Origin of the sequence: Nonomuraea longispora (genome assembly GCF_004348345.1) — a bacterium.
GTDB lineage: Bacteria > Actinomycetota > Actinomycetes > Streptosporangiales > Streptosporangiaceae > Nonomuraea > Nonomuraea longispora.
In genome coordinates this window covers 1-19,122 of the sequence record NZ_SMJZ01000099.1, presented here as the reverse complement: position 1 = coordinate 19,122, position 19,122 = coordinate 1, and the positions used below count along the sequence as shown (strand labels likewise).

Annotated in this window: 22 protein-coding genes and 1 tRNA gene; 19 read left to right on the top strand and 4 right to left on the bottom strand. The window is 68.4% G+C overall.

Annotated features, from left to right (window positions below; all coding sequences use genetic code 11):
* Positions 1-14 precede the first annotated feature (14 nt).
* The 4 genes from E1267_RS24395 (at position 15) to E1267_RS24380 (ending at position 5,123) form a co-directional block, all read left to right on the top strand.
* Positions 15-1,886 carry an acyl-CoA dehydrogenase family protein gene (locus E1267_RS24395; protein WP_132335292.1) on the top strand — a complete coding sequence of 624 codons (1,872 nt, stop codon included), beginning with the start codon at positions 15-17 and terminating at the stop codon, positions 1,884-1,886.
* Positions 1,887-2,094: 208 nt separating this feature from the next.
* Positions 2,095-3,348 carry an extracellular solute-binding protein gene (locus E1267_RS24390; protein WP_181957833.1) on the top strand — a complete coding sequence of 418 codons (1,254 nt, stop codon included), beginning with the start codon at positions 2,095-2,097 and terminating at the stop codon, positions 3,346-3,348.
* A gap of 3 nt (positions 3,349-3,351) precedes the next feature.
* Entirely contained in the window at positions 3,352-4,236 is an 885-nt protein-coding gene (locus E1267_RS24385; RefSeq protein ID WP_246064214.1) for a carbohydrate ABC transporter permease, read from the top strand.
* The gene (locus E1267_RS24380) at positions 4,236-5,123 is read left to right on the top strand and encodes a carbohydrate ABC transporter permease (protein WP_246064216.1); all 888 of its coding nucleotides are present in this window, start codon (positions 4,236-4,238) and stop codon (positions 5,121-5,123) included. The genes E1267_RS24385 and E1267_RS24380 overlap by 1 nt, the downstream gene beginning before the upstream one ends.
* Before the next feature lie 37 nt (positions 5,124-5,160).
* On the opposite strand, the gene E1267_RS24375 is transcribed toward E1267_RS24380, so the two are convergent.
* Both E1267_RS24375 and E1267_RS24365 read right to left on the bottom strand, forming a co-directional pair.
* Positions 5,161-5,904, bottom strand: coding sequence for a class I SAM-dependent methyltransferase (locus tag E1267_RS24375; RefSeq protein ID WP_132335290.1), 744 nt, complete (start codon positions 5,902-5,904; stop codon positions 5,161-5,163).
* A gap of 312 nt (positions 5,905-6,216) precedes the next feature.
* The gene (locus E1267_RS24365) at positions 6,217-7,251 is read right to left on the bottom strand and encodes an adenosine deaminase (RefSeq protein ID WP_132335288.1); all 1,035 of its coding nucleotides are present in this window, start codon (positions 7,249-7,251) and stop codon (positions 6,217-6,219) included.
* 92 nt (positions 7,252-7,343) lie between these two features.
* On the opposite strand from E1267_RS24365, the gene E1267_RS24360 reads away from it, so the two are divergent.
* On the top strand, positions 7,344-8,036 hold the full coding sequence (locus E1267_RS24360; RefSeq protein WP_132335286.1) for a hypothetical protein: 693 nt from the start codon (positions 7,344-7,346) through the stop codon (positions 8,034-8,036).
* Between the two features lie 43 nt (positions 8,037-8,079).
* Entirely contained in the window at positions 8,080-8,631 is a 552-nt protein-coding gene (locus tag E1267_RS24355) for a hypothetical protein (protein WP_132335284.1), read from the top strand.
* A gap of 6 nt (positions 8,632-8,637) precedes the next feature.
* Here the strand turns inward: E1267_RS24355 and E1267_RS24350 are convergent, their stop codons facing one another.
* Positions 8,638-9,846: a pyridoxal phosphate-dependent aminotransferase gene (locus tag E1267_RS24350; RefSeq protein ID WP_132335282.1), complete on the bottom strand. Its 1,209-nt coding sequence runs from the start codon at positions 9,844-9,846 to the stop codon at positions 8,638-8,640.
* A 178-nt stretch (positions 9,847-10,024) separates the two neighbouring features.
* Here E1267_RS24350 and E1267_RS24345 point away from each other — a divergent pair.
* The 8 genes from E1267_RS24345 (at position 10,025) to rplL (ending at position 15,058) form a co-directional block, all read left to right on the top strand.
* Positions 10,025-10,097 (top strand) — tRNA-Trp (locus E1267_RS24345).
* A gap of 78 nt (positions 10,098-10,175) precedes the next feature.
* Positions 10,176-10,421 (top strand): preprotein translocase subunit SecE, encoded by a 246-nt coding sequence (secE, locus tag E1267_RS24340; RefSeq protein ID WP_165959763.1) that lies wholly within the window; start codon positions 10,176-10,178, stop codon positions 10,419-10,421.
* An 81-nt stretch (positions 10,422-10,502) separates the two neighbouring features.
* A complete protein-coding gene (nusG, locus tag E1267_RS24335) occupies positions 10,503-11,267 on the top strand; it encodes a transcription termination/antitermination protein NusG (RefSeq protein WP_132335278.1) in 765 nt (254 codons plus the stop codon).
* Positions 11,268-11,387: 120 nt separating this feature from the next.
* Positions 11,388-11,819, top strand: a complete 432-nt coding sequence (gene rplK, locus E1267_RS24330; RefSeq protein WP_132335276.1) for a 50S ribosomal protein L11 — start codon at positions 11,388-11,390, stop codon at positions 11,817-11,819.
* 61 nt (positions 11,820-11,880) lie between these two features.
* A complete protein-coding gene (gene rplA / locus E1267_RS24325; RefSeq protein WP_132335274.1) occupies positions 11,881-12,600 on the top strand; it encodes a 50S ribosomal protein L1 in 720 nt (239 codons plus the stop codon).
* 410 nt (positions 12,601-13,010) lie between these two features.
* On the top strand, positions 13,011-13,829 hold the full coding sequence (locus E1267_RS24320) for an SCO4651 family lipoprotein (RefSeq protein ID WP_246064212.1): 819 nt from the start codon (positions 13,011-13,013) through the stop codon (positions 13,827-13,829).
* Positions 13,830-14,068: 239 nt separating this feature from the next.
* Positions 14,069-14,593 carry a 50S ribosomal protein L10 gene (gene rplJ / locus E1267_RS24315; RefSeq protein WP_132335272.1) on the top strand — a complete coding sequence of 175 codons (525 nt, stop codon included), beginning with the start codon at positions 14,069-14,071 and terminating at the stop codon, positions 14,591-14,593.
* A 69-nt stretch (positions 14,594-14,662) separates the two neighbouring features.
* A complete protein-coding gene (gene rplL / locus E1267_RS24310; RefSeq protein ID WP_132335271.1) occupies positions 14,663-15,058 on the top strand; it encodes a 50S ribosomal protein L7/L12 in 396 nt (131 codons plus the stop codon).
* A gap of 9 nt (positions 15,059-15,067) precedes the next feature.
* Here the strand turns inward: rplL and E1267_RS24305 are convergent, their stop codons facing one another.
* Positions 15,068-15,529 carry a nuclear transport factor 2 family protein gene (locus E1267_RS24305; protein WP_132335269.1) on the bottom strand — a complete coding sequence of 154 codons (462 nt, stop codon included), beginning with the start codon at positions 15,527-15,529 and terminating at the stop codon, positions 15,068-15,070.
* A gap of 86 nt (positions 15,530-15,615) precedes the next feature.
* On the opposite strand from E1267_RS24305, the gene E1267_RS24300 reads away from it, so the two are divergent.
* The 5 genes from E1267_RS24300 to E1267_RS24280 all read left to right on the top strand — a co-directional run.
* The gene (locus E1267_RS24300) at positions 15,616-16,179 is read left to right on the top strand and encodes a TetR/AcrR family transcriptional regulator (RefSeq protein WP_132335267.1); all 564 of its coding nucleotides are present in this window, start codon (positions 15,616-15,618) and stop codon (positions 16,177-16,179) included.
* Between the two features lie 89 nt (positions 16,180-16,268).
* Positions 16,269-17,270: an ABC transporter ATP-binding protein gene (locus E1267_RS24295; protein ID WP_132335266.1), complete on the top strand. Its 1,002-nt coding sequence runs from the start codon at positions 16,269-16,271 to the stop codon at positions 17,268-17,270.
* A 194-nt stretch (positions 17,271-17,464) separates the two neighbouring features.
* A complete protein-coding gene (locus E1267_RS24290; protein ID WP_132335264.1) occupies positions 17,465-17,965 on the top strand; it encodes a hypothetical protein in 501 nt (166 codons plus the stop codon).
* A complete protein-coding gene (locus tag E1267_RS24285; protein WP_165959762.1) occupies positions 17,962-18,459 on the top strand; it encodes a hypothetical protein in 498 nt (165 codons plus the stop codon). The genes E1267_RS24290 and E1267_RS24285 overlap by 4 nt, the downstream gene beginning before the upstream one ends.
* A 435-nt stretch (positions 18,460-18,894) precedes the next feature.
* The coding region (locus E1267_RS24280; RefSeq protein ID WP_132335263.1) for a hypothetical protein at positions 18,895-19,122 on the top strand (228 nt) is incomplete at its 3' end.

Here is a 19,122-nt window from a genome sequence, read left to right as displayed (position 1 = left end):
CGCCGGGAGGTTCCATGACCGAGCACGCCAAGTACGCGGAGTCCAGAGAGGTCGGCGAGCAGGCGCGCGAGACGGAGTGGACGCGGCCCAGCTTCGCCAAGCAGCTCTTCCTCGGGGACTTCCGGGTGGACCTGGTGCATCCGGTGCCCGCCCTCCCCGGCGACGCGGCCAGGCGGGGTGAGGAGTTCGTCCGGGCGATGCGCCGCTTCCTGGACACGGAGGTCGACCCCGCGCTCATCGAGCGGACCGCGCAGGTGCCCGACGAGGTGGTCAAAGGGCTGGCGGAGCTCGGCGCGTTCGGGATCACGATCGGCAAGGAGTACGGCGGGCTCGGGCTGCCGTACCTGTACTACTGCCGCACGCTCATCCTCGTCGGCTCGTACTGCCCCGCGCTGGCCACGCTGCTGTCGGCGCACCAGTCGATCGGGGTGCCGCAGCCGCTCAAGTTGTTCGGCACGGAGGAGCAGAAACGCGAGTTCCTGCCGAGGTGCGCCGGGGGCGAGATCTCGGCGTTCCTGCTGACCGAGCCCGACGTCGGCTCCGACCCGGCCCGCCTGTCGACCACGGCCGTCCGCGACGGCGACGACTACGTGCTCGACGGCGTCAAGTTGTGGACGACGAACGGCGTCGTCGCCGACCTGCTCGTGGTCATGGCGAGAACCGGCAAGAAGATCAGCGCGTTCGTGGTCGAGGCCGACTCGCCGGGCATCACGGTCAGGCGGCGCAACGGATTCATGGGCCTGCGCGGCATCGAGAACGGCGTCACCGAGTTCTCCCAGGTCAGGGTGCCCGCCAGGAACCTGATCGGCAAGGAGGGCCAGGGGCTCAAGATCGCGCTCACCACCCTCAACACCGGCCGCCTGTCGTTGCCGGCGACGTGCGCGGGGAACGCCAAGTGGGCCGTCAAGATCGCGCGCGAGTGGGGCAACGAACGTGTCCAGTGGGGGCGCAAGGTCGGCAGGCACGAGGCGGTGGCCACGAAGATCGCCTTCATCGCGGCCACCGCGTACGCGCTCGAAGCCGTCTGCGAGCTCACCAGCCGCATGGCCGACGACCAGCGCACCGACATCAGGATCGAGGCGGCGCTGGCCAAGCTGTTCTCCTCCGAGCTGTCGTACCAGGTGCTCGACGAGCTGGTCCAGATGCGGGGCGGGCGCGGCTACGAGACCGCCGAGTCGCTGGCCGCCCGGGGCGAGCGCGGTGTGCCCGCCGAGCAGATGTTGCGCGACTCCCGCATCAACCGCATCTTCGAGGGTTCGTCGGAGATCATGCATCTGATGATCACGCGGGAGGCGGTGGACGCCCACCTGTCGGCCGCCGGCGAGCTGATCAACCCCGACGCCTCCCGCCAGGAGCGCGCCCAGGCCCTGCGCCGGGCCGGCCGCTTCTACGCCAGGTGGCTGCCGACGCTGGTGGCCGGCTCCGGCAACCTGCCCGCCGCGTACGCCGGCTTCGGCCCGCTCTCCGCCCACTTGCGCTTCGTCGAGCGGACCAGCAGGAAGTTGGCCCGCTCCACCTTCTACGGCATGTCCCGCTGGCAGGGCGGGCTGGAGCACAAGCAGGCCTTCCTCGGCCGGATCGTGGACATCGGTGCCGAGTTGTTCGCCATGACGGCCGTCTGCGTCAAGGCGGAGGAGGACGCGAAGGACCTCGGGCGGCGCCCGTACGAGCTCGCCGACACCTTCTGCCACCAGGCCCGACGCCGCGTCGACGCGCTGTTCGCCCGGTTGTGGGACAACAGCGACCACGAGGACGTACGGCTGGCCGGATACGTGCTCGACGGCCGCTACGACTTCCTGGAGGAGGGCGTGCTCGACCCGTCTATCGAGGGGCCGTGGATCGGCGCGCCGGAGGGCGGGGAGAACGTACGGAGAAAAATCCTCTGACAACCGGTCTAGACCGGAAGTGAGCTTTCTCCCGATCGAGTGTTGCCGAACTGAGATGAACCGGTATAGACCGGTTGCGGATCTCAGGCTTACAGTGACGCAAACGCGTAGAGCTGTGACTCGCGCGCCCCCCAACCCTGGGCGGGGTCCGTTGGCTGGTACGGACCAGCGTCACCCGTCCGACGAGAAGGCGGTATCTCCAGTGAAGATGAAGCTTGCGGGCGGCGCCGCTCTCGGCCTCGCCACGGTGCTGGTCCTGTCCAGTTGCGGATCGGGCGGCGGCGACGACCAGGGGTCGGGCGACGGCCAGGTCACGCTGAAGATGGTCGCCGCCGACTACGGCGACGGCCCCGGCAAGCCCAACTCGGGCGAGACGTTCTGGAAGGGCGTCGTCGACGAGTTCCAGGCCGCCAACCCCACCATCAAGGTCGACGTCCAGGTCATCAACTGGAACGACATCGACAACCAGGTCGCCACCATGATCCAGAACGGTCAGGTGCCCGATATCCTGCAGACTGGCGACTATTCCGGCTTCGTCAAGGACGGCCTGCTGCACAAGGCCGACGAGGTGCTCTCGCCCAACGTCTCCGGCGACATGCTGGAGAAGTTCGCGGAGTTCGGCAAGGTCGACGGGACGCAGTACGGCATCCCGTTCGTCTCCTCCGCCCGAGCCCTGTTCTACAACAAGGACCTCTTCGACAAGGCCGGCATCAAGGAGCCGCCGAAGACGTGGGACGACCTCAAGGCCGCCGCGGGCAAGCTCAAGGAGGCCGGCGTCACGCAGCCGTTCGGCCTGCCGCTCGGCCAGGAGGAGGCCCAGGCCGAGTCGTTCCTGTGGATGCTCGGCAACGGCGGCGGCTACAAGGACGACTCCGGCAAGTGGGCGATCGACTCGCCGCAGAACGTCGAGACGTTCACCTACATGAAGGGCCTGGTCGAGGCCGGCCTGACCACTCCCAACCCGGGGACCAAGGACCGCAAGACGGTCTGGGAGGACTTCGGCGCGGGCAAGGTCGGCATGGTCAACGGCGGCCCCATGTCCATCCCGATCTTCGACGCCGCCGGCCTGAAGAACTACGGCGTCGTGCCGATCCCCGGCAGGACCGGCCCGCTCGACACCACGCTCGGTGTCATGGACTGGATCATGGCGTTCAACAAGAACGGCCACGCCGCCGAGATCAAGAAGTTCTTCGACTTCTTCTACACGGGCAGCGCCGCCCAGAAGATCTCCGACACGTACAAACTGCTGCCCGTCACCAACGGCGGCATCGAGAAGCTGTCGGGTGACGAGAAGCTCAAGCCGTTCCTCGACGCGCTGCCGAACGCCAGCTTCTACCCGTTCCAGGACCCGAAGTGGGCCACGGTGAACCCGGCGATCAAGCAGACCATCGGCGGGGCCGTCAAGGACGGCCCGGCCAAGGTCCTCGGCGAACTCCAGAAGACGGCAGAAGCGGCCGGCTAGCTCATGAGAAGGTTGCGCGCCCTGGAGCCCCTCGCGTGGGTGGGGCCGGCCGTGCTGCTGATCGCGGTGGTCGTGCTCTGGCCCGTGATCGAGATGATCAGGTCATCGTTCCTCAAGATCAGCCGGTTCGGCGTCGTCCAGGGCGGCAACGGCCTGGCGAACTACGAGAAGCTGTTCGGTGAGAAGGACTTCGCCGACATCATGGTCCGCAGCGTGATCTGGGTGGTCGCGGTCGTCGTGCTCACCGTGCTGATCTCGCTGGCGCTGGCGCAGCTGTTCAACCAGCACTTCCCGCTGCGCAAGATCGCGCGGTGGGCGCTGATCGCGCCCTGGGCCGCGTCGGTGCTGATGACGGCGATCATCTTCAAGTGGATGCTCGACCCCGAGGTCGGCGTGATCAACCAGCTCCGCATGAAACTCGGGCTGATCGACGCGATGGGCGGGGCGGCGGCCGACCAGCTCGGCGACGCCTCCACGGCCATGCCGTGGCTGGTGTTCGTCGCGGTGTTCGTGTCTGTGCCGTTCACCACGTACGCGCTGCTGGCCGGCCTGGCGACGATCCCGTCCGACGTCTACGAGGCGGCCAGGATGGACGGCGCGGGCCGGCTGCGTACCTATTGGTCGATCACGCTGCCGCTGCTGCGCCCCGCGCTCACCGTGGCCGCCCTGATCAACGTCATGAACGTCTTCAACAGCTTCCCGATCATCTGGGCCATGACCCACGGGCAGCCGGGCTACTCGACGGCCACGTCCACGATCTTCATGTTCATCCTCAAGGGCTCCGACATCGGCGAGTCGGCGGCCATGTCCGTGGTCAACTTCGGCATGGTGATCGTGCTGACCGTGATCTTCCTCAAGGTCTCCCGCTGGAACAAGGAGGTCACGTGATGGCTGTCAGGGCCATGCCGGCCCGCACCAGGCCCCGCCCCGACCTCCGGCCCGACCGCGGAGCGCCGCGTCGCCTGCCGAAGCTCAAGACCGTGATCGTCGCGGCCGCCGCGTACGTCATCTCGTTCCTGTTCCTGTTCCCGTACGTCGTCATGCTGCTCACCTCGCTGCGCTCCCAGAACTCGCTGCGCGAGGTGTCGTTCTGGCCCGAGGAGTGGGTGTGGTCCAACCTCGCCAACTTCTGGACCAGCGGCCTGGCCGGCAACCTGTGGGTGACGCTGAAGGTGGCCGCGGGCTCGACGGTGCTGGTGCTGCTGGTGGCGCTGCCGGCCGCCTACTACTCGGCCCGGCACAGGTTCAGGGGGCGTACGGCGTTCCTGATCCTCGTGCTGATCACCCAGATGTTCCAGCCCACCGCCATGCTGGTCGGCATATACCGCGAGTTCTACCAGTTCGGGCTGGTCGACTCGACCTGGTCGCTGATCCTCGTCAACGGCGGGTTCAATCTGGCGTTCGCGGTGTGGATCCTGAACGCGTACTTCGCCTCGATCCCGCGCGAGCTGGAGGAGGCGGCGTTCATCGACGGCAACGGGCGGTTCGGCGCGTTGTTCAGGATCACCCTGCCGCTGGCCCTGCCGGGCGTGATCACGGCGCTGATCTTCACGTTCATCGCCGCGTGGAACGAGTTCGTGGTCGCGCTGACCCTGACGACGACCCCGGAGAACCAGCCGCTGACCGTGGCGCTCAACTCGTTCATCGGCCAATATCAGGTCGACTGGCAGAACCTGTTCGCCGGCTCCGTGATCGCCACCATCCCCGTGATCGTCCTCTTCGCGCTGATCGAACGGAAGGTGGTCGGCGGGCTGACCGCCGGGTCCATCAAGTGACGCGTGTCCCGACCGTGGTCCGCGGCCGGGCTCGCCGTCACTGCTTGGGCTTGGGCACCCGCGCGACGCAGAACACCGTCTGGCCGAACGGCGGGCGCACGAACCGCTCGATGAAGCGGGTCAGCGGGACCACCGTGCGGTCGTAGACCTTGACCAGGCGCGGGTCGGGATAGCCGACGCCGCCCCGGCGCACGGCCGCCCACCAGGCGATGCCGCCCAGGAAGTTGATCGGCTTGAGCACCTCGACGTCGAGGCCGGCCTTGGCGACCGCGGTGCCCAGCGTCTTGGGCGTGTAGCGCTGTACGTGACCCACCTTGCGGTCGAAGTCACCATAAAGCTGCATGTAGCCCGGCACCCAGATGATGATCCGCCCGCCCGGCAACGTGACACGGGCCAGCGAACGCAGCGCCTCGGCGTCGTCCTCGATGTGCTCCAGGACGTTCATCATGACGACGGTGTCGACCTTGTTCTCGAGCGGGATGTCGGTGGGCAGCCCGAACCGCAGAACATCGATCTCGTCACGGCCCGCGAACCGCTTCTCCAACTGCTCGACGCAGTAGGGGTCGAAGTCGCTCACGACGAGCCGGTCGAGCCGCGGCAGGAACTGCTCGGCGAAATGACCCAGCCCCGAGCCGATCTCCAGCATCGAACGCCCGACATGCGGGGCGACCATGTCGAACTCGTACTGCCGATAGTTCTTGGCCTCGTCCCCACCCAGGTGGTTCTCCAGGGCCTCGTCACCGGCCGCCGGTTGTACTACACGGTCATACCCAGAAGACATAATCCCGTTCCTTCTAGGGGCTGATGGATTGCCCGAGTCTAGTGCCCCGATCAGCGGCCACGGTCACCTGAACGGCGAAACACCTTTCCGCGCGCCGCCCATAGGCGATGGAATCTGACCCTGCCATGGACGACGACGAGGCGATCGCGCGCGCTCACCGGTGACCTCGCCGCTTACGAAGCGCTGGTCACGCCCTACAGTGCGCTCGCCCACCGTACCGCCGTCATGCTGGGCGCGGGCGACCAGCAGGGAACCCTCAACTACCGGCTGGAGGGCGCGGGCGACGTGGACGAGGCGGTCGCCGTCGCCACGTCACTCGGCGGGTGAGGGAGCGGGCGGGCTCGCCAGCCAGTCGTCCACGCCCTGCAGCAGTTCCTTGCGCACCGTCTCGGGAGCCGTCGACGACCGTACGGACTGCCGCGCCAGCTCGGCCACCTCGGCGTCGCTGAAGCCGTGCACCTCCCTGGCCAGCTCGTACTGTCGCAACAGCCGCGTGCCGAACAGCAGCGGGTCGTCGGCGCCGAGCGCGATGGGCACCCCCGCGTCGAACAACCGCCGCAACGGCACGTCCGCGTCCCGCTCGGCCACGCCGAGCCCCACGTTGGACGAAGGGCAGATCTCACAGCAGATCTGCCGGTCGGCCAGCCGCTGCATCAGCCACTGGTCCTCGGCCGCCCGCACCCCGTGGCCGACGCGGTCGGCTCCCAGGTCGTCGACGCACTGCGCCACGCTGCGCGGCCCCATCAGCTCGCCTCCGTGCGGCACGGCCAGCAGCCCGCCGCGTTTGGCGATCCTGAACGCCCGCTCGAAGTCGCGCGCCGCCCCCCGCCGTTCGTCGTTGGACAGCCCGAACCCGACGACCTTGCCGGCGTACTGGGTGGCGAGCCTGGCCAGGGTGTTCGCATCGAGCGGATGCCGGATCCTGTTGGCCGCCACGATCACGGCGAGCCCGATGCCGGCGCGCTCGGCCGCCCGACCCGCCGCGTCGAGCATCAGCTCCAGCGTGGCCGTCAGCCCGCCGAACCGGGTGGCGTACCCCGACGGGTCGACCTGGATCTCCAGCCATCGAGACCCGGCCGCCACCTCGTCCTCGGCCGTCTCGGCGAGCAGCCGGTAGACGTGCTCCGGGCGGGTGAGCACGGACCGCGCGATGTCGTACAGCCGCTGGAACCTGAACCATCCGCGCTCGTCGGTGGCGCGCAACTTCGGCGGCCAGTCCTGCTCCAGCGCGTCGGGCAGGTGCAGGCCCTGGTCCCTGGCCAGCTCGATCAGCGTCGAGTGGCGCATCGAGCCGGTGAAGTGCAGGTGGAGGTGCGCCTTGGGAAGCGCGTGCAGGGGCCTTGGCATCCGCATATTTTGCCACCGGGGCCGAAAAGATCGCGGCAGGAGTCTGTGGGAACACGCGGTACGCGGGAGACGGCACGGGGGATCATCGAGAAATGATCCCCGAGGTGCGGCCCGGTGGGCAGGGATGGCGCGCGGCGCTGGCGGCGTTCGCGTTCGCGGCGACGGCCCTCATCATTTACGGCCTTTTCACCTCAGGGTACGGACGGCCTCCGCGCGCCGACATGGAGACCCCTCAGCCCGCCCCCGTGCCCTCTCCGGCGGACGGCCGCACGCCCGCGACCCCGCCAGGCACTCCCGCGTCCGCGACCCCGCCAGGCACTCCCGCGGACCCCACGCCCGCGGCGGACCAGGTGGGCGGGGCCGGGGCGGCCGTACCCGTCAGGCGGGCCGCGGCGCCCGCACTCGCGGTGGTCTCCGACGACTTCTGGCTCACCTACCTGCCCACGGGACTCGCGCGCGGCGGAGGGGGCACGATCGGGCCCCACCCGGGCGTCGAGGGCCGCTGGGCCAGGTGGTCCGCGGCGCACGACCACGTCGAGGTCCGGGTCGAGCACGGCGCCGTGGCGACCGGCTGGGCGCGCTACCGCGAGCGGTTCGCGGTGCGCGACGCCAGGCCCATCACCGTGCGCGGCAGGCCCGCCGTGGTGGGCGAGCATCCGGGCGGCGGACGGGTGCTCGTGTGGCTGGAACGGGCGGGCACCGGCGTGTGGATCAAGGTCAGCGACTCCCTCGCCGGCGAACTGCTCACTATTGCGACCTCGGCCAGAGCTCCTGTAGGAGACTGAAAGTCCTTACCCGGCATATTCATTCGCGTCATGGGGGTCGTCGATGCGGCGTACGGCAGCCGTGCTCCTCGTGTGCGGGCTCGTGCCGGGGCTGGCCGCCTGCGACGACCTCGTCGCCCAGGCGCGGCCGGCGGACACCCCCATCGACGCGGGCAGCCGGCCGGTCCGCTCGGCATCGCCGCCCCCGGAACCGGGCACCCAGCGCCCCACCATCGCGTTGACCTGCGGCTCTGTCGATGTGCACGTGTCCGCCTCGCCTGCCGGTCTGGCGCGGGCGGGCTCGTTCACCCGCCTCGAATCGCTCAAACGGCGGCTCAAGGTCAAGGGCCTGGCCTGGCAGGACAACGACGAGCGCCTCTATGTCGGCGTGGTGTGCGGCGTGCACACCGCCGAGCAGTTCGTGACACTGGTGGCCAGGTCGACGCTGAGCGCGTACTGGGGCAGACCGGCGCTCCACTGGACCACGCGCAACGGCCTGCGCAACTTCATGTGGCTGGAGCGGCCGGGCACCGCCGTCTACATCGGCGCGACGCCCGGCCTAGCCGCCGAGATCAGGCCGCTCGCCGCCGAGATCGCGCAGCAGGTCGACCAGTGAACGACCTCAGCGGGCCTCGGCCAGCAGCTTGCCCACCCGGCTGACGCCCTCGACGAGGTCGTCGTCGCCCAGCGCGTAGGAAAGGCGGAAATATCCCGGGGTGCCGAACGCCTCGCCGGGCACCACCGCGACCTCGGCCTCCTCCAGGATCAGCTCGGCCAGCTCGCCGGACGACGCGGGCCTGCGGCCGCGCACCTCCTTGCCGAGCAACTCCTTGACAGAGGGGTATGCGTAGAACGCCCCCTTTGGCTCCGGGCACAACACGCCCGGGATCTCGTTGAGCATACGGACCATCGTCTGGCGCCGCCGGTCGAAGGCCGCCCGCATCTCCGCCACCGCGGACAGATCCCCCGAAACCGCGGCCAGCGCGGCCATCTGGGCGACGTTGGAGACGTTGGAGGTGGCGTGCGACTGCAGGTTGGTCGCCGCCTTGACCACGTCGGGCGGGCCGATCAGCCAGCCCACGCGCCAGCCCGTCATCGCGTACGTCTTGGCCACGCCGTTGAGGATCACGACCCGATCGCCCAGCTCGGGGACGACCGTGGCGATGCTGGTGAACGCGGCGCCGCCGTACACGAGGTGCTCGTAGATCTCGTCGGTGACCACCCACAGCCCGTGCTCGGCGGCCCAGCGGCCGATCGCCACCGTCTCCTCGCGCGAGTGCACGGCGCCCGTCGGGTTGGACGGCGAGACGAACAGCAGCGCCTTCGTCCGCTCGGTGCGCGCCGCCTCCAACTGCTCGACGCTCACCAGGTAGCCGGTGGACTCGTCGGTCACCACGCTGACCTGCCTGCCCCCTGCCAGCTTGATCGCCTCGGGGTAGGTCGTCCAGTAGGGAGCCACGACGATGACCTCGTCGCCGGGGTCGAGCAGGGTCGCGAACGCCTCGTAGACGGCCTGCTTGCCGCCGTTGGTGACCAGCACCTGCGACGCCTCGGCCTCATAGCCCGAGTCGCGCCGCGTCTTGGCGGCGATGGCCTGCTTGAGCTCGGGCAGGCCGCCGGCCGGGGTGTACTTGTGGAAGCGCGGGTCGCGGGCCGCCTCGACCGCCGCCTCGACGATGTAGCCGGGTGTCGGGAAGTCGGGCTCGCCCGCCCCGAATCCGATGACGGGACGTCCGGCCGCCTTCATGGCCTTGGCCTTGGCGTCGACGGCCAGCGTGGCCGACTCGGAGATCGCGGAAATTCTCGCTGAGATGCGGGATCGGGTGGACATGCGTCCATGCTCCCACGGGGCACTTCGCGGGCCACACGCCCGCCTGACCTGGGCCAGCAGGATTTGGTTCGACGTGGCAGGCATTCCCCCGTATGCTTTCGCGTGGTCCTTCCGCCGCATGTCGGCGAGCGGTTCGGTCCAGGCAGTGAGTCGATCAGGGTAGTCTGGTCGATGACATAGGGCACTGGCGCAATTGGTAGCGCACCGGTCTCCAAAACCGGCGGTTGGGGGTTCGAGTCCCTCGTGCCCTGCGAGTGCGGTCCGCGCAATAATGGGCGTGTAAGCGCGCCGCAAGACTGCGTTGGATACGACTGATTCGGGTGAGGACTGTGGCGATCGACACGCGCGGCGAGACCGCAGGCAAGCCGGGTGGCGAGAAGAAGACACGCACTTCACCTGCCCTTTTCTACCGGCAGGTCGTCAACGAGCTCCGCAAGGTCATCTGGCCGACACGCAAGGACCTCGTCACCTATACGACGGTCGTTCTGATATTCGTTCTGATCATGGTTGCGATCGTTTACGGGCTCGACAGCGGCCTGGGATGGTTGGTTCTGCGGGTCTTCGGCGGAGCCTGATCGAGACCCCGGCCGGTGTCGTCTGACGGAGTCGCCATTCGATACGAGAGCAAACGACAAGACGAAAGAGGAAGAGTCACCGTGTCCGAGTCTTCAGTTCCGGCCGAGGAGCCCCGCGGCGAGTGGGGCGACGAGCTGGAAGAAGCCGCCGAGGAGACCGCCCAGCCGGCCGTCTCCGAGGCCGAGGTCGCGGAGAGCGACGAGGCGGCCGATGTCGAGGCTTCCGCCGTCGACGACGGTGCTGTTCTTCCTGACATCGATCCGGTCGAGGAGTTCAAGAGCTCCCTGCGCGGCCTGCCCGGCGAGTGGTACGTCATCCACTCCTACGCGGGCTACGAGAACCGGGTGAAGTCCAACATCGAGAGCCGCAACGTCTCGCTCAACATGGAGGACTACATCTACCAGGTCGAGGTGCCGACGCACACCGTCCAGGAGTTCAAGAGCGGCAAGAAGGTCCCGGTCAAGGAGCGCGTGCTGCCCGGCTATGTGCTGGTGCGCATGGAGCTGACCGACGAGTCGTGGGCCGCCGTCCGCAACACCCCTGGTGTGACCGGTTTCGTGGGCCTGTCCAACAAGCCGAGCCCGCTCAGCCTCGACGAGGTCGCCAAGCTGCTCGCGCCGGAGCCGACCGAGGAGAGCAAGAAGGCCGCGGCCAAGACGACCACGGGTCCGACCGTCGAGTTCGAGATCGGTGAGTCGGTCACGGTCATGGACGGCCCCTTCGCCACGCTGCCCGCCTCGGTGAGCGAGATCAGCCCCGAGTCGCAGAAGCTCAAGGTGCTCGTCTCGATCTTCGGCCGCGAGACTCCCGTCGAGCTCTCGTTCAACCAGGTCTCGAAGATCTAGGACGATCACCTACACTTAGACGTTCGGCTGGCCGCCCTGTCGCGAGGGGTGGCCTTCCGACATGTCAGGGCTGCATCCGCAGTCCGGCAAGCATCGCAATCAGGACCCGGAGAAGGACTCATGCCTCCGAAGAAGAAAATCGCCGCACTGGTCAAGGTGCAGTTGCCGGCCGGTCAGGCGACCCCGGCGCCGCCCGTGGGCACCGCCCTCGGTCCCCACGGTGTCAACATCATGGACTTCGTGAAGCAGTACAACGCTGCCACGGAAGCCCAGCGGGGCAACATCATCCCCGTCGAGATCACCATTTTCGAAGATCGCAGCTTCTCCTTCATCACGAAGACGCCGCCGGCGCCCGAGCTGATCAAGAAGGCTCTCGGTCTCGACAAGGGCAGCGCGGTCCCGCACCGCGACAAGGTCGGCAAGCTGAGCCGCGAGCAGCTGCGCAGCATCGCCGAGACCAAGATGCCCGACCTCAACGCCAACGACGTCGAGGCGGCCGAGAAGATCATCGCCGGCACCGCCCGGTCGATGGGCATCACGATCGCCGACTGACACCTTTTCCCGTTCGTGGGAGGGCCCTCACCGGGCCCGCGGACCACTCAGGAGTCACAAAATGAAGCGCAGCAAGGCGCACAAGGACGCGGCCGCCAAGGTCGACAGCGACAAGCTCTACACGCCCGCCGACGCCGCGAAGCTGGCCAAAGAGACGTCGACCACCAAGTTCGACGCCACCGTCGAGGTCGCGCTGCGGCTGGGCGTCGACCCTCGCAAGGCCGACCAGATCGTGCGCGGCACGGTCAACCTCCCGCACGGCACCGGCAAGACCGCCCGGGTCCTGGTCTTCGCGACCGGTGACCGTGCCGAGGCAGCCCGCGAGGCGGGCGCCGACATCGTCGGCGCCGACGAGCTGATCGACGAGATCTCCAAGGGCAACCGGCTCAACGAGTTCGACGCCGTCGTGGCCACGCCCGACCTCATGGGCAAGGTCGGCCGCCTGGGCCGCGTGCTCGGCCCGCGTGGTCTCATGCCCAACCCCAAGACCGGCACCGTGACGCCCGACGTCGCCAAGGCCGTGACGGAGATCAAGGGCGGCAAGATCGAGTTCCGCACCGACCGGCAGGCCAACCTGCACTTCATCATCGGCAAGACGTCGTTCAACGATCGCCAGCTCGTGGAGAACTACGCCGCCGCCCTTGACGAGGTGCTGCGTCTCAAGCCGTCGGCGGCCAAGGGCCGCTACCTGAAGAAGGTCACCTTCTCCACGACGATGGGCCCAGGCGTCCCCGTCGACCCCAATGTCACCCGCGGTCTCACGGCCGACCTGGAGGCCTGACCTCCCGCCCGCCACCGAAGAGCCCCGCCCTGACCCAGGGCGGGGCTCTTCCGTTTCACCGGAAAGCCGCCTCGCCCGCTGCGGCGTGCTGCCTCTCCGCGTCACGTGGCGCTCCGTGCGCGCGCCGTGGACGATGTGACGGCCCAGGGAGCTCCGTGGCCGCCCTCCGGCGTGACGGCCCGCTGGGACGCCGACACCCGAGACACGGGCTGGGGAGGGACCCGCAAGGCGCAGCCGTGACACCGCTCCGGGGCGGGGGCGCGCGGTGGAGGGCCGAGGCGTGGAGGGCCGGGTGGCGGGGCACCAAATGTGAAGGAGATGTGTGGACAGTGTGGGGGATAACCCTGGGTTTCCCCTTATTTGTCAGGGGAAGGCGCCACGGCGGCGGAACTTAAACGTAAGGTCAAAACATGCTGAAGCGCATAAGTCTCTCCGCGGCCGGCGCCGCGCTCGTCGTGGCGGCGGTCGCCGGTTGTGGATCGAACGCCCAGCCCATCCAGGTCAACCTGGCCGCCTCGGAGGTCCTCTCGCAGGCCGCGCAGAAGACCGCGGAGGTGAGCAGCTACACGGTGGACGCCGTCGTCACCATGACGCATCCCCAGGAGGGGTCCGGCAAGGTGCAGGGGCGCATGCTCTACCAGAGCAAGCCGCAGCTGGCCGTCGACCTCACCCTCGACAGCGCCGACATGGGCAGCCAGAGCCTGCCGGGCGGCGCGCGTGCCGTGCTCCAGGGTGACACCGTCTACATCAAGGTCGAGGCGCTCAACAACCTGGTGGGCGCCACCAAGCCGTGGATCAAGGTCCCGCTCGGCGAGATGGGTGACTCCAACCAGGTCAACCAGGTTCTCACCCAGATCCAGCAGTTCGATCTGGGCAACATGACCAAGCTCGTCACGGCTTCGCAGGACGTGCAGTCGGTCGGCAACGAGAGCGTCAACGGCGAGGACACCACCCACTACAGCGGCACGTTCCCGGTCGACGTGGCCGTTCAGCAGCTGCCCGCCGACAAGCAGGAGCAGGCCAAGGAGGGCCTGGCGGAGCTGAAGGACGTCAAGTTCGACATCTGGGTGGCCGCGGACGGCCTGCCCCGCAAGCTGGCGCTGAACGGCTCGAAGGAGGGCGGCACGCTCGACGCCACCCTGTTCTTCAAGGGCTTCAACGAGCCGGTCGCCATCGAGGCCCCGCCCGCCGACCAGGTGGGAGAGCTGCCCAAGGGCAAGACCAACTGAGAACGATTTGGAAACTCGGCGGCCAGCGCGTAGTCTGGTCGGTGCCGAAGACCGCCGGTCGTCGCCAGGTGCCTCAAAACCTGGCGACCGAAGGATCCACATCATGTGGACGGCCCGCGCAGGTGTGATGCGAGTTTCCCACATGGTGTGATCCGTGTGCGTGAGCCCCGTGCGCCCTGCGCTCGGGGCTGTTCTCATGTCGGGGCGCCTTCGCCGGTGGCACATCTGGAAGGAGGCCCATGGCGAGGGCGGATAAGGCGACAGCGGTTGCCGAGCTCAAGAACGAGTTCGAGGGCAGCGCTGCCGCCGTTCTGACCGAGTACCGCGGTCTCACCGTCGCCCAGCTCAAGGAGCTGCGCACCTCTCTCGGTGAGAATGCGAAGTTCGCCGTGGCGAAGAACACCCTGACCAAGCTCGCGGCCGGCGAGGCCGGTCTCGCGGGCCTCGACAGCCTGCTCACCGGCCCGACCGCGATCGCGTTCGTCAACGGCGACGTTGTCGAGGCGGCCAAGGGTCTGCGTGACTTCGCCAAGGCCAATCCCCATCTGGTGATCAAGGGCGGCGTCCTCGACGGCAGGACGCTTGACGCCACCGAGATCACCAAGCTCGCCGACCTCGAGTCCCGCGAGGTCCTCCTCGCGAAGCTGGCCGGTGCCATGAAGGCGAAGCAGAGCGCTGCTGCCGCGATGTTCGCCGCGCTGCCGACCAACATGGCCCAGCTGGCCGACGCCCTGCGCGCGAAGCGCGAAGAGGCGGGCGAGTAACACGGGGGTTGCCGCAACTCCGCGGTCCCGTTCCTAGTTCTCAGCACGTCCTAACGTAAGGAAACCATCATGGCGAAGCTCAGCACCGACGAGCTGCTCGACGCGTTCAAGGAGATGACCCTCCTCGAGCTGTCCGAGTTCGTGAAGCAGTTCGAAGAGGTCTTCGACGTCAAGGCCGCCGCGCCCGTCGCGGTCGCCGCCGCCCCCGCCGCCGGTGGCGCCGGCGCCGAGGCCCCCGCTGCCGAGGAGCAGGACGAGTTCGACGTCGTCCTCGAGGCCGCCGGTGACAAGAAGATCCAGGTCATCAAGGAGATCCGCGCCCTGACGTCCCTGGGTCTCAAGGAGGCCAAGGACCTGGTCGACGGCGCTCCCAAGCCCGTTTTCGAGGCCAAGGTCAACAAGGAGCAGGCGGAGAAGGCCAAGGCTGCCCTCGAGGGCGCCGGCGCCACCGTCACCGTGAAGTAACTTCCCCCTTCACGCGCGCTCTTCGGGAAGAGGCGGCTGCACCCTGGTGCCGGGTGCGTCCGCCTCTTTTCGCGTTTCCCGGCTGGCCGCGGACTCGACCCGCGCGATGGCTCGGGTGTCCATGTAGTCCCTGGTGTGGACGATCTCGCCGTCCCTGATCCGGAGCACCAGCAGGCCGGGCACCGTGACCAGCTCCTCACCGGCCTCGACGAGGGTGTCCTGCTCGACCACCACGACCTCCGGGTCGTCGGTACGCAGCAGAGCCCGCCGCCGCACCTCCCGCACCGCGAAGGGCATCCGGCCCCACATGCCGCGGTAGCCCGTACGGACCTCCTCCCGTCCCCTGAACGGCGGCAACCCGCCGAACGGGAACTCGTGCAGCCCGCGTTCCGCGTAGAGGCCGGCCAGCTCGTCAGGGGACTTGTGCGACATCGCCGCGTGGTAGCCCGTGACGATCGCTTCGATGGACATGCTCGCTCCCTTTGCTCAACGTACGTTGACTCAACAATCGTAGAACGGAAAAGGGCGCAAATGTCAACGCGTGTAGAGTCGGGTCGATGGGCGAGAAGATGCTTCCCCGGGCCGAGCGGCGGCGCAGGACCGAAGGGCGGATCCTCGACGCGGCCAGGAAGTTGTTCGCCGAGGTCGGCTACGAGCGCGCCACGATCAGGGCCATCGCCAGGTCGGCCGAGGTCGACCCCGCCCTCGTGATGCAGTACTTCGGCAGCAAGCAGGAGCTCTTCCAGCAGGCCGTGCGCGTGGTGGACGCCGACGCGGCCACCGGCGGGGACGACCTGGTCGAGCGGCTGCTCGCCACCCTCGGCGTGAAGCTGGGCGAGATGCCGCGGAGCTCGCTGGCCATGATGCGGTCGATGCTCACGCACCCTGAGGCCGCCGCGTCGGCGCGGCGAACGCTGGGGGCGCAGATCGACCGGCTCGCGGAGTCCATCCCCGGCGAGGACGCGCGCCTGCGCGCGGCGCTGGCCATGACGGTGATGGTCGGCGTGACCGTGAGCCACAGGCTGCTCGAACTCGACGAACTGCGCGAGGCGCCGCCGGAGGAGATCGCCCGGCTGCTCCGTCCCGGCCTGCGGGCGCTTACTGGACCCGACGTCTCATAACCGGCCCGTAACAAGTTGCCGGATCGGGGCTCGCTCCGGCGGATCGCCGTTACGGTAAGGCCACATCCTCCGGAATGCCGAGGTGGCCAGTGGGCGTCGAAGTCGTGGTCGACGGGTTGACCAAGTCGTTCGGTCAGCAGGTGATCTGGGAGGACGTCTCGCTCACCCTCCCGCCCGGCGAGATCTCCGTGCTGCTCGGGCCCTCGGGCACCGGCAAGTCGGTCTTCCTCAAGTCGCTCGTCGGCCTGCTCAGGCCCGACCGCGGTCACATCTGGATCGACGGCTACGACCTCGCCCACTGCGACGAGGGCAGACTGTACGAACTGCGCAGGCTCTTCGGCGTGCTCTTCCAGGACGGCGCCCTGTTCGGCTCCCTCAGCCTCTACGACAACATCGCCTTCCCGTTGCGCGAGCACACCAAGAAGTCCGAGAGCCAGATCCGCGCGATCGTCATGGAGAAGATGGAGCTCGTCGGGCTGCTCGGCGCCGAGCCGAAGCTGCCGGGCGAGATCTCCGGCGGCATGCGCAAGCGGGCGGGGCTGGCCAGGGCGCTGGTGCTCGACCCTGAGATCGTCCTGTTCGACGAGCCCGACTCCGGCCTCGACCCCGTGCGCACCGCGTACCTCAATCAGCTCATCGTCGACCTCAACGCCGAGATCGAGGCGACGTTCCTGATCGTGACCCACGACATCAACACCGCCCGTACGGTCCCCGACAACATCGGGCTGCTCTTCAGGCGCGAGCTGGTGATGTTCGGCCCGCGCGAGATGCTGTTGTCGAGCGACGAGCCGGTGGTGCGCCAGTTTCTCAACGCCAGGAAGCACGGGCCGATCGGCATGTCCGAGGAGAAGGACATCTCGGAGCTGGAGGCCGAGGCGCAGCTGGGGCACGACCCCGGCGCGCTGCCGTCGATCCCGCCGCAGCTCATGCCGAGCGACAACTCGATCCGCCGCAGCCAGCGGCCGCCCGGCACGTGGCTGGCGGCCAACGGCGTGATCCCGCCGCCGGGTTCGTTCGTGGACGAGCGTGGCCGCAACTGGCTGGAGGAGTATCCACGCCTGGTCAACGCCCATCTCCACGGCACGCGATAGCGGGCGGGCTTCGGGGAGGCGGTGCGCGTTGCCGGCGCCTCAGCGGGGCCCTCAGGCCCGTACAGGGGCATGTGTGGGTTTCCGGTTGATTCGAGCTGGGTGGGCGTTATGCCGCCTCGGTTGGTTCAGGGGCTCCACGCGCGAGTGCCGGGTTATGATCCGGCGGACCGGTCCGGGGAAGGGGTGAGCGCGTCGTGGAAGGGCTCGCGGCACGGCCCGCTCGCATCCTCATCGCGGCACTCGGCGGGGTGCTGGCGGCGCTCGTGGGCACGGGCGTGTGGATCGCCGTGCAGACGCGCGACGAGCAGGCCAGGGCGGCCGACAGGCAGGCCGTGCTGCAGGCGGCCGGCACCCACGCGCTCAGCCTGATCTCGCTCGACCACGGCAGCGTCGACGACGGCATGAAGCGCATCCTCGACAGCTCCACCGGGGCGGCCAGGGCCGGATACGAGGCCGACGCCGGCAGGCTCCGGTCGACCACCGTCGCCAACAAGGTCGTCCAGCACGGCGTCCTGCGCGCGACCGGGCTGGTGTCGCTGACGGAGACCGGCGCCAAGGTCCTCGTCGTGGCCGACGTGGAGATTCGCTGGGAGGGCTCGGACAACCCGCCGCAGGAGCGCTACTACCGGTGGTCGATGGACCTGACCAGAACCGCTGGCTCCTGGCTGGTGTCGAAGGCGGTGCAGGTGACGTGAGGCTCTTCGCGATCGTGCTGCTCGGCCTCCTCGTGGCCGTGGCGGGGGTGGCGGTCCCGCTGATGTGGTTCGACCTGCGCGAGTTGCGCGCCGCCGAGGAGGCCGCCGCGCAGGCGCTCACCGCCGCCAGGCGGGCGGCGCCCGATCTGCTCTCGTACGACTACCGCACGGTGGACAAGGACCTGGCACGCGCGAAGGCGCACACCACGGGGGAGCTGACCTCCTACTACGGGCAGCTGAGCACGAGCCTGGCGTCCAGGGCGAAGGCTCAGAAGATCGTCCAGACCGTGTCCGTGGCGGGGGTCGGGGTCGAGCGGGCGGAAGCCGACCGCGTGGAGGTTCTGCTGATCGTGAACATGGGTACGGTCAAGGAGACCTCCGGCGAGGACGGGCTCCAGCAAGGTTTCACTCAGAACCGGGCAAGGTTGGTGATGGTTCGGCAAGAGTCGCGATGGCTGGTGGCCGATCTGTCGACCCTGCTCGGCACTGCCTGACCCTCCGGCGCGCCGCTTCCTTCAATTGTTATCAAAAAACGGGTTTAGTGCAGTCAAGGCCACGGGTACCTCAGTCACAGCTACACCGGTTGCCGGCATGGGTTCGGCCCTCGGTGTGACAGAGCGTTAACCGCCCCCGTTCGCGGGTATCGTCTTGGGCCTGGCGGTAGGCGATCGGTCACACAGGGGAGAAAACCCAGCGTCCGGGCCCCCAGTCGGCTAAAAGTCGCGCTTGTGGGCTTGACGTATCCGCCTGAACGGGCGATGCTGCGACCAACGTGGAGCATGCAGCGAGAGCGAAGTGGACAGGCGTGTGCCGTTCGGCTACACTGCCCCTTTGCGCTGCCCTTTGACGACCCGTGATGCTTGCTCACGTTGCGAGGTTGTCTGGCGTGCGTGTAGTCAGTCCGCCGCGAGCCCTCGGAAGGACATCTGTTGGCAGCCTCGCGCAACGCCTCCGCCGTACCCGCTGGTCCCCGTCGCGTGTCATTTTCGCGCATCCAGGAGCCTCTCGAAGTTCCTGACCTTCTCGCCCTGCAGACCGAGTCGTTCGATTGGCTGCTCGGCAACGAGAAGTGGAAGGCCCGGGTAGAGGCGGCTCGCCAGGCCGGGCGCAGGGACGTCCCGACCCAGTCGGGTCTCGAAGAGATCTTCGAAGAGATC

Bases quoted from the DNA above. Each gene is read 5' to 3' on its own strand.
- E1267_RS24395 (WP_132335292.1), top strand. From the start codon at position 15: ATGACCGAGCACGCCAAGTACGCGGAGTCCAGAGAGGTCGGCGAGCAG.
- E1267_RS24390 (WP_181957833.1), top strand. From the start codon at position 2,095: ATGAAGCTTGCGGGCGGCGCCGCTCTCGGCCTCGCCACGGTGCTGGTC.
- E1267_RS24385 (WP_246064214.1), top strand. From the start codon at position 3,352: ATGAGAAGGTTGCGCGCCCTGGAGCCCCTCGCGTGGGTGGGGCCGGCC.
- E1267_RS24380 (WP_246064216.1), top strand. From the start codon at position 4,236: ATGGCTGTCAGGGCCATGCCGGCCCGCACCAGGCCCCGCCCCGACCTC.
- E1267_RS24375 (WP_132335290.1), bottom strand. From the start codon at position 5,904: ATGTCTTCTGGGTATGACCGTGTAGTACAACCGGCGGCCGGTGACGAG.
- E1267_RS24365 (WP_132335288.1), bottom strand. From the start codon at position 7,251: ATGCCAAGGCCCCTGCACGCGCTTCCCAAGGCGCACCTCCACCTGCAC.
- E1267_RS24360 (WP_132335286.1), top strand. From the start codon at position 7,344: ATGATCCCCGAGGTGCGGCCCGGTGGGCAGGGATGGCGCGCGGCGCTG.
- E1267_RS24355 (WP_132335284.1), top strand. From the start codon at position 8,080: ATGCGGCGTACGGCAGCCGTGCTCCTCGTGTGCGGGCTCGTGCCGGGG.
- E1267_RS24350 (WP_132335282.1), bottom strand. From the start codon at position 9,846: ATGTCCACCCGATCCCGCATCTCAGCGAGAATTTCCGCGATCTCCGAG.
- rplK (WP_132335276.1), top strand. From the start codon at position 11,388: ATGCCTCCGAAGAAGAAAATCGCCGCACTGGTCAAGGTGCAGTTGCCG.
- rplA (WP_132335274.1), top strand. From the start codon at position 11,881: ATGAAGCGCAGCAAGGCGCACAAGGACGCGGCCGCCAAGGTCGACAGC.
- E1267_RS24320 (WP_246064212.1), top strand. From the start codon at position 13,011: ATGCTGAAGCGCATAAGTCTCTCCGCGGCCGGCGCCGCGCTCGTCGTG.
- rplJ (WP_132335272.1), top strand. From the start codon at position 14,069: ATGGCGAGGGCGGATAAGGCGACAGCGGTTGCCGAGCTCAAGAACGAG.
- rplL (WP_132335271.1), top strand. From the start codon at position 14,663: ATGGCGAAGCTCAGCACCGACGAGCTGCTCGACGCGTTCAAGGAGATG.
- E1267_RS24305 (WP_132335269.1), bottom strand. From the start codon at position 15,529: ATGTCCATCGAAGCGATCGTCACGGGCTACCACGCGGCGATGTCGCAC.
- E1267_RS24300 (WP_132335267.1), top strand. From the start codon at position 15,616: ATGGGCGAGAAGATGCTTCCCCGGGCCGAGCGGCGGCGCAGGACCGAA.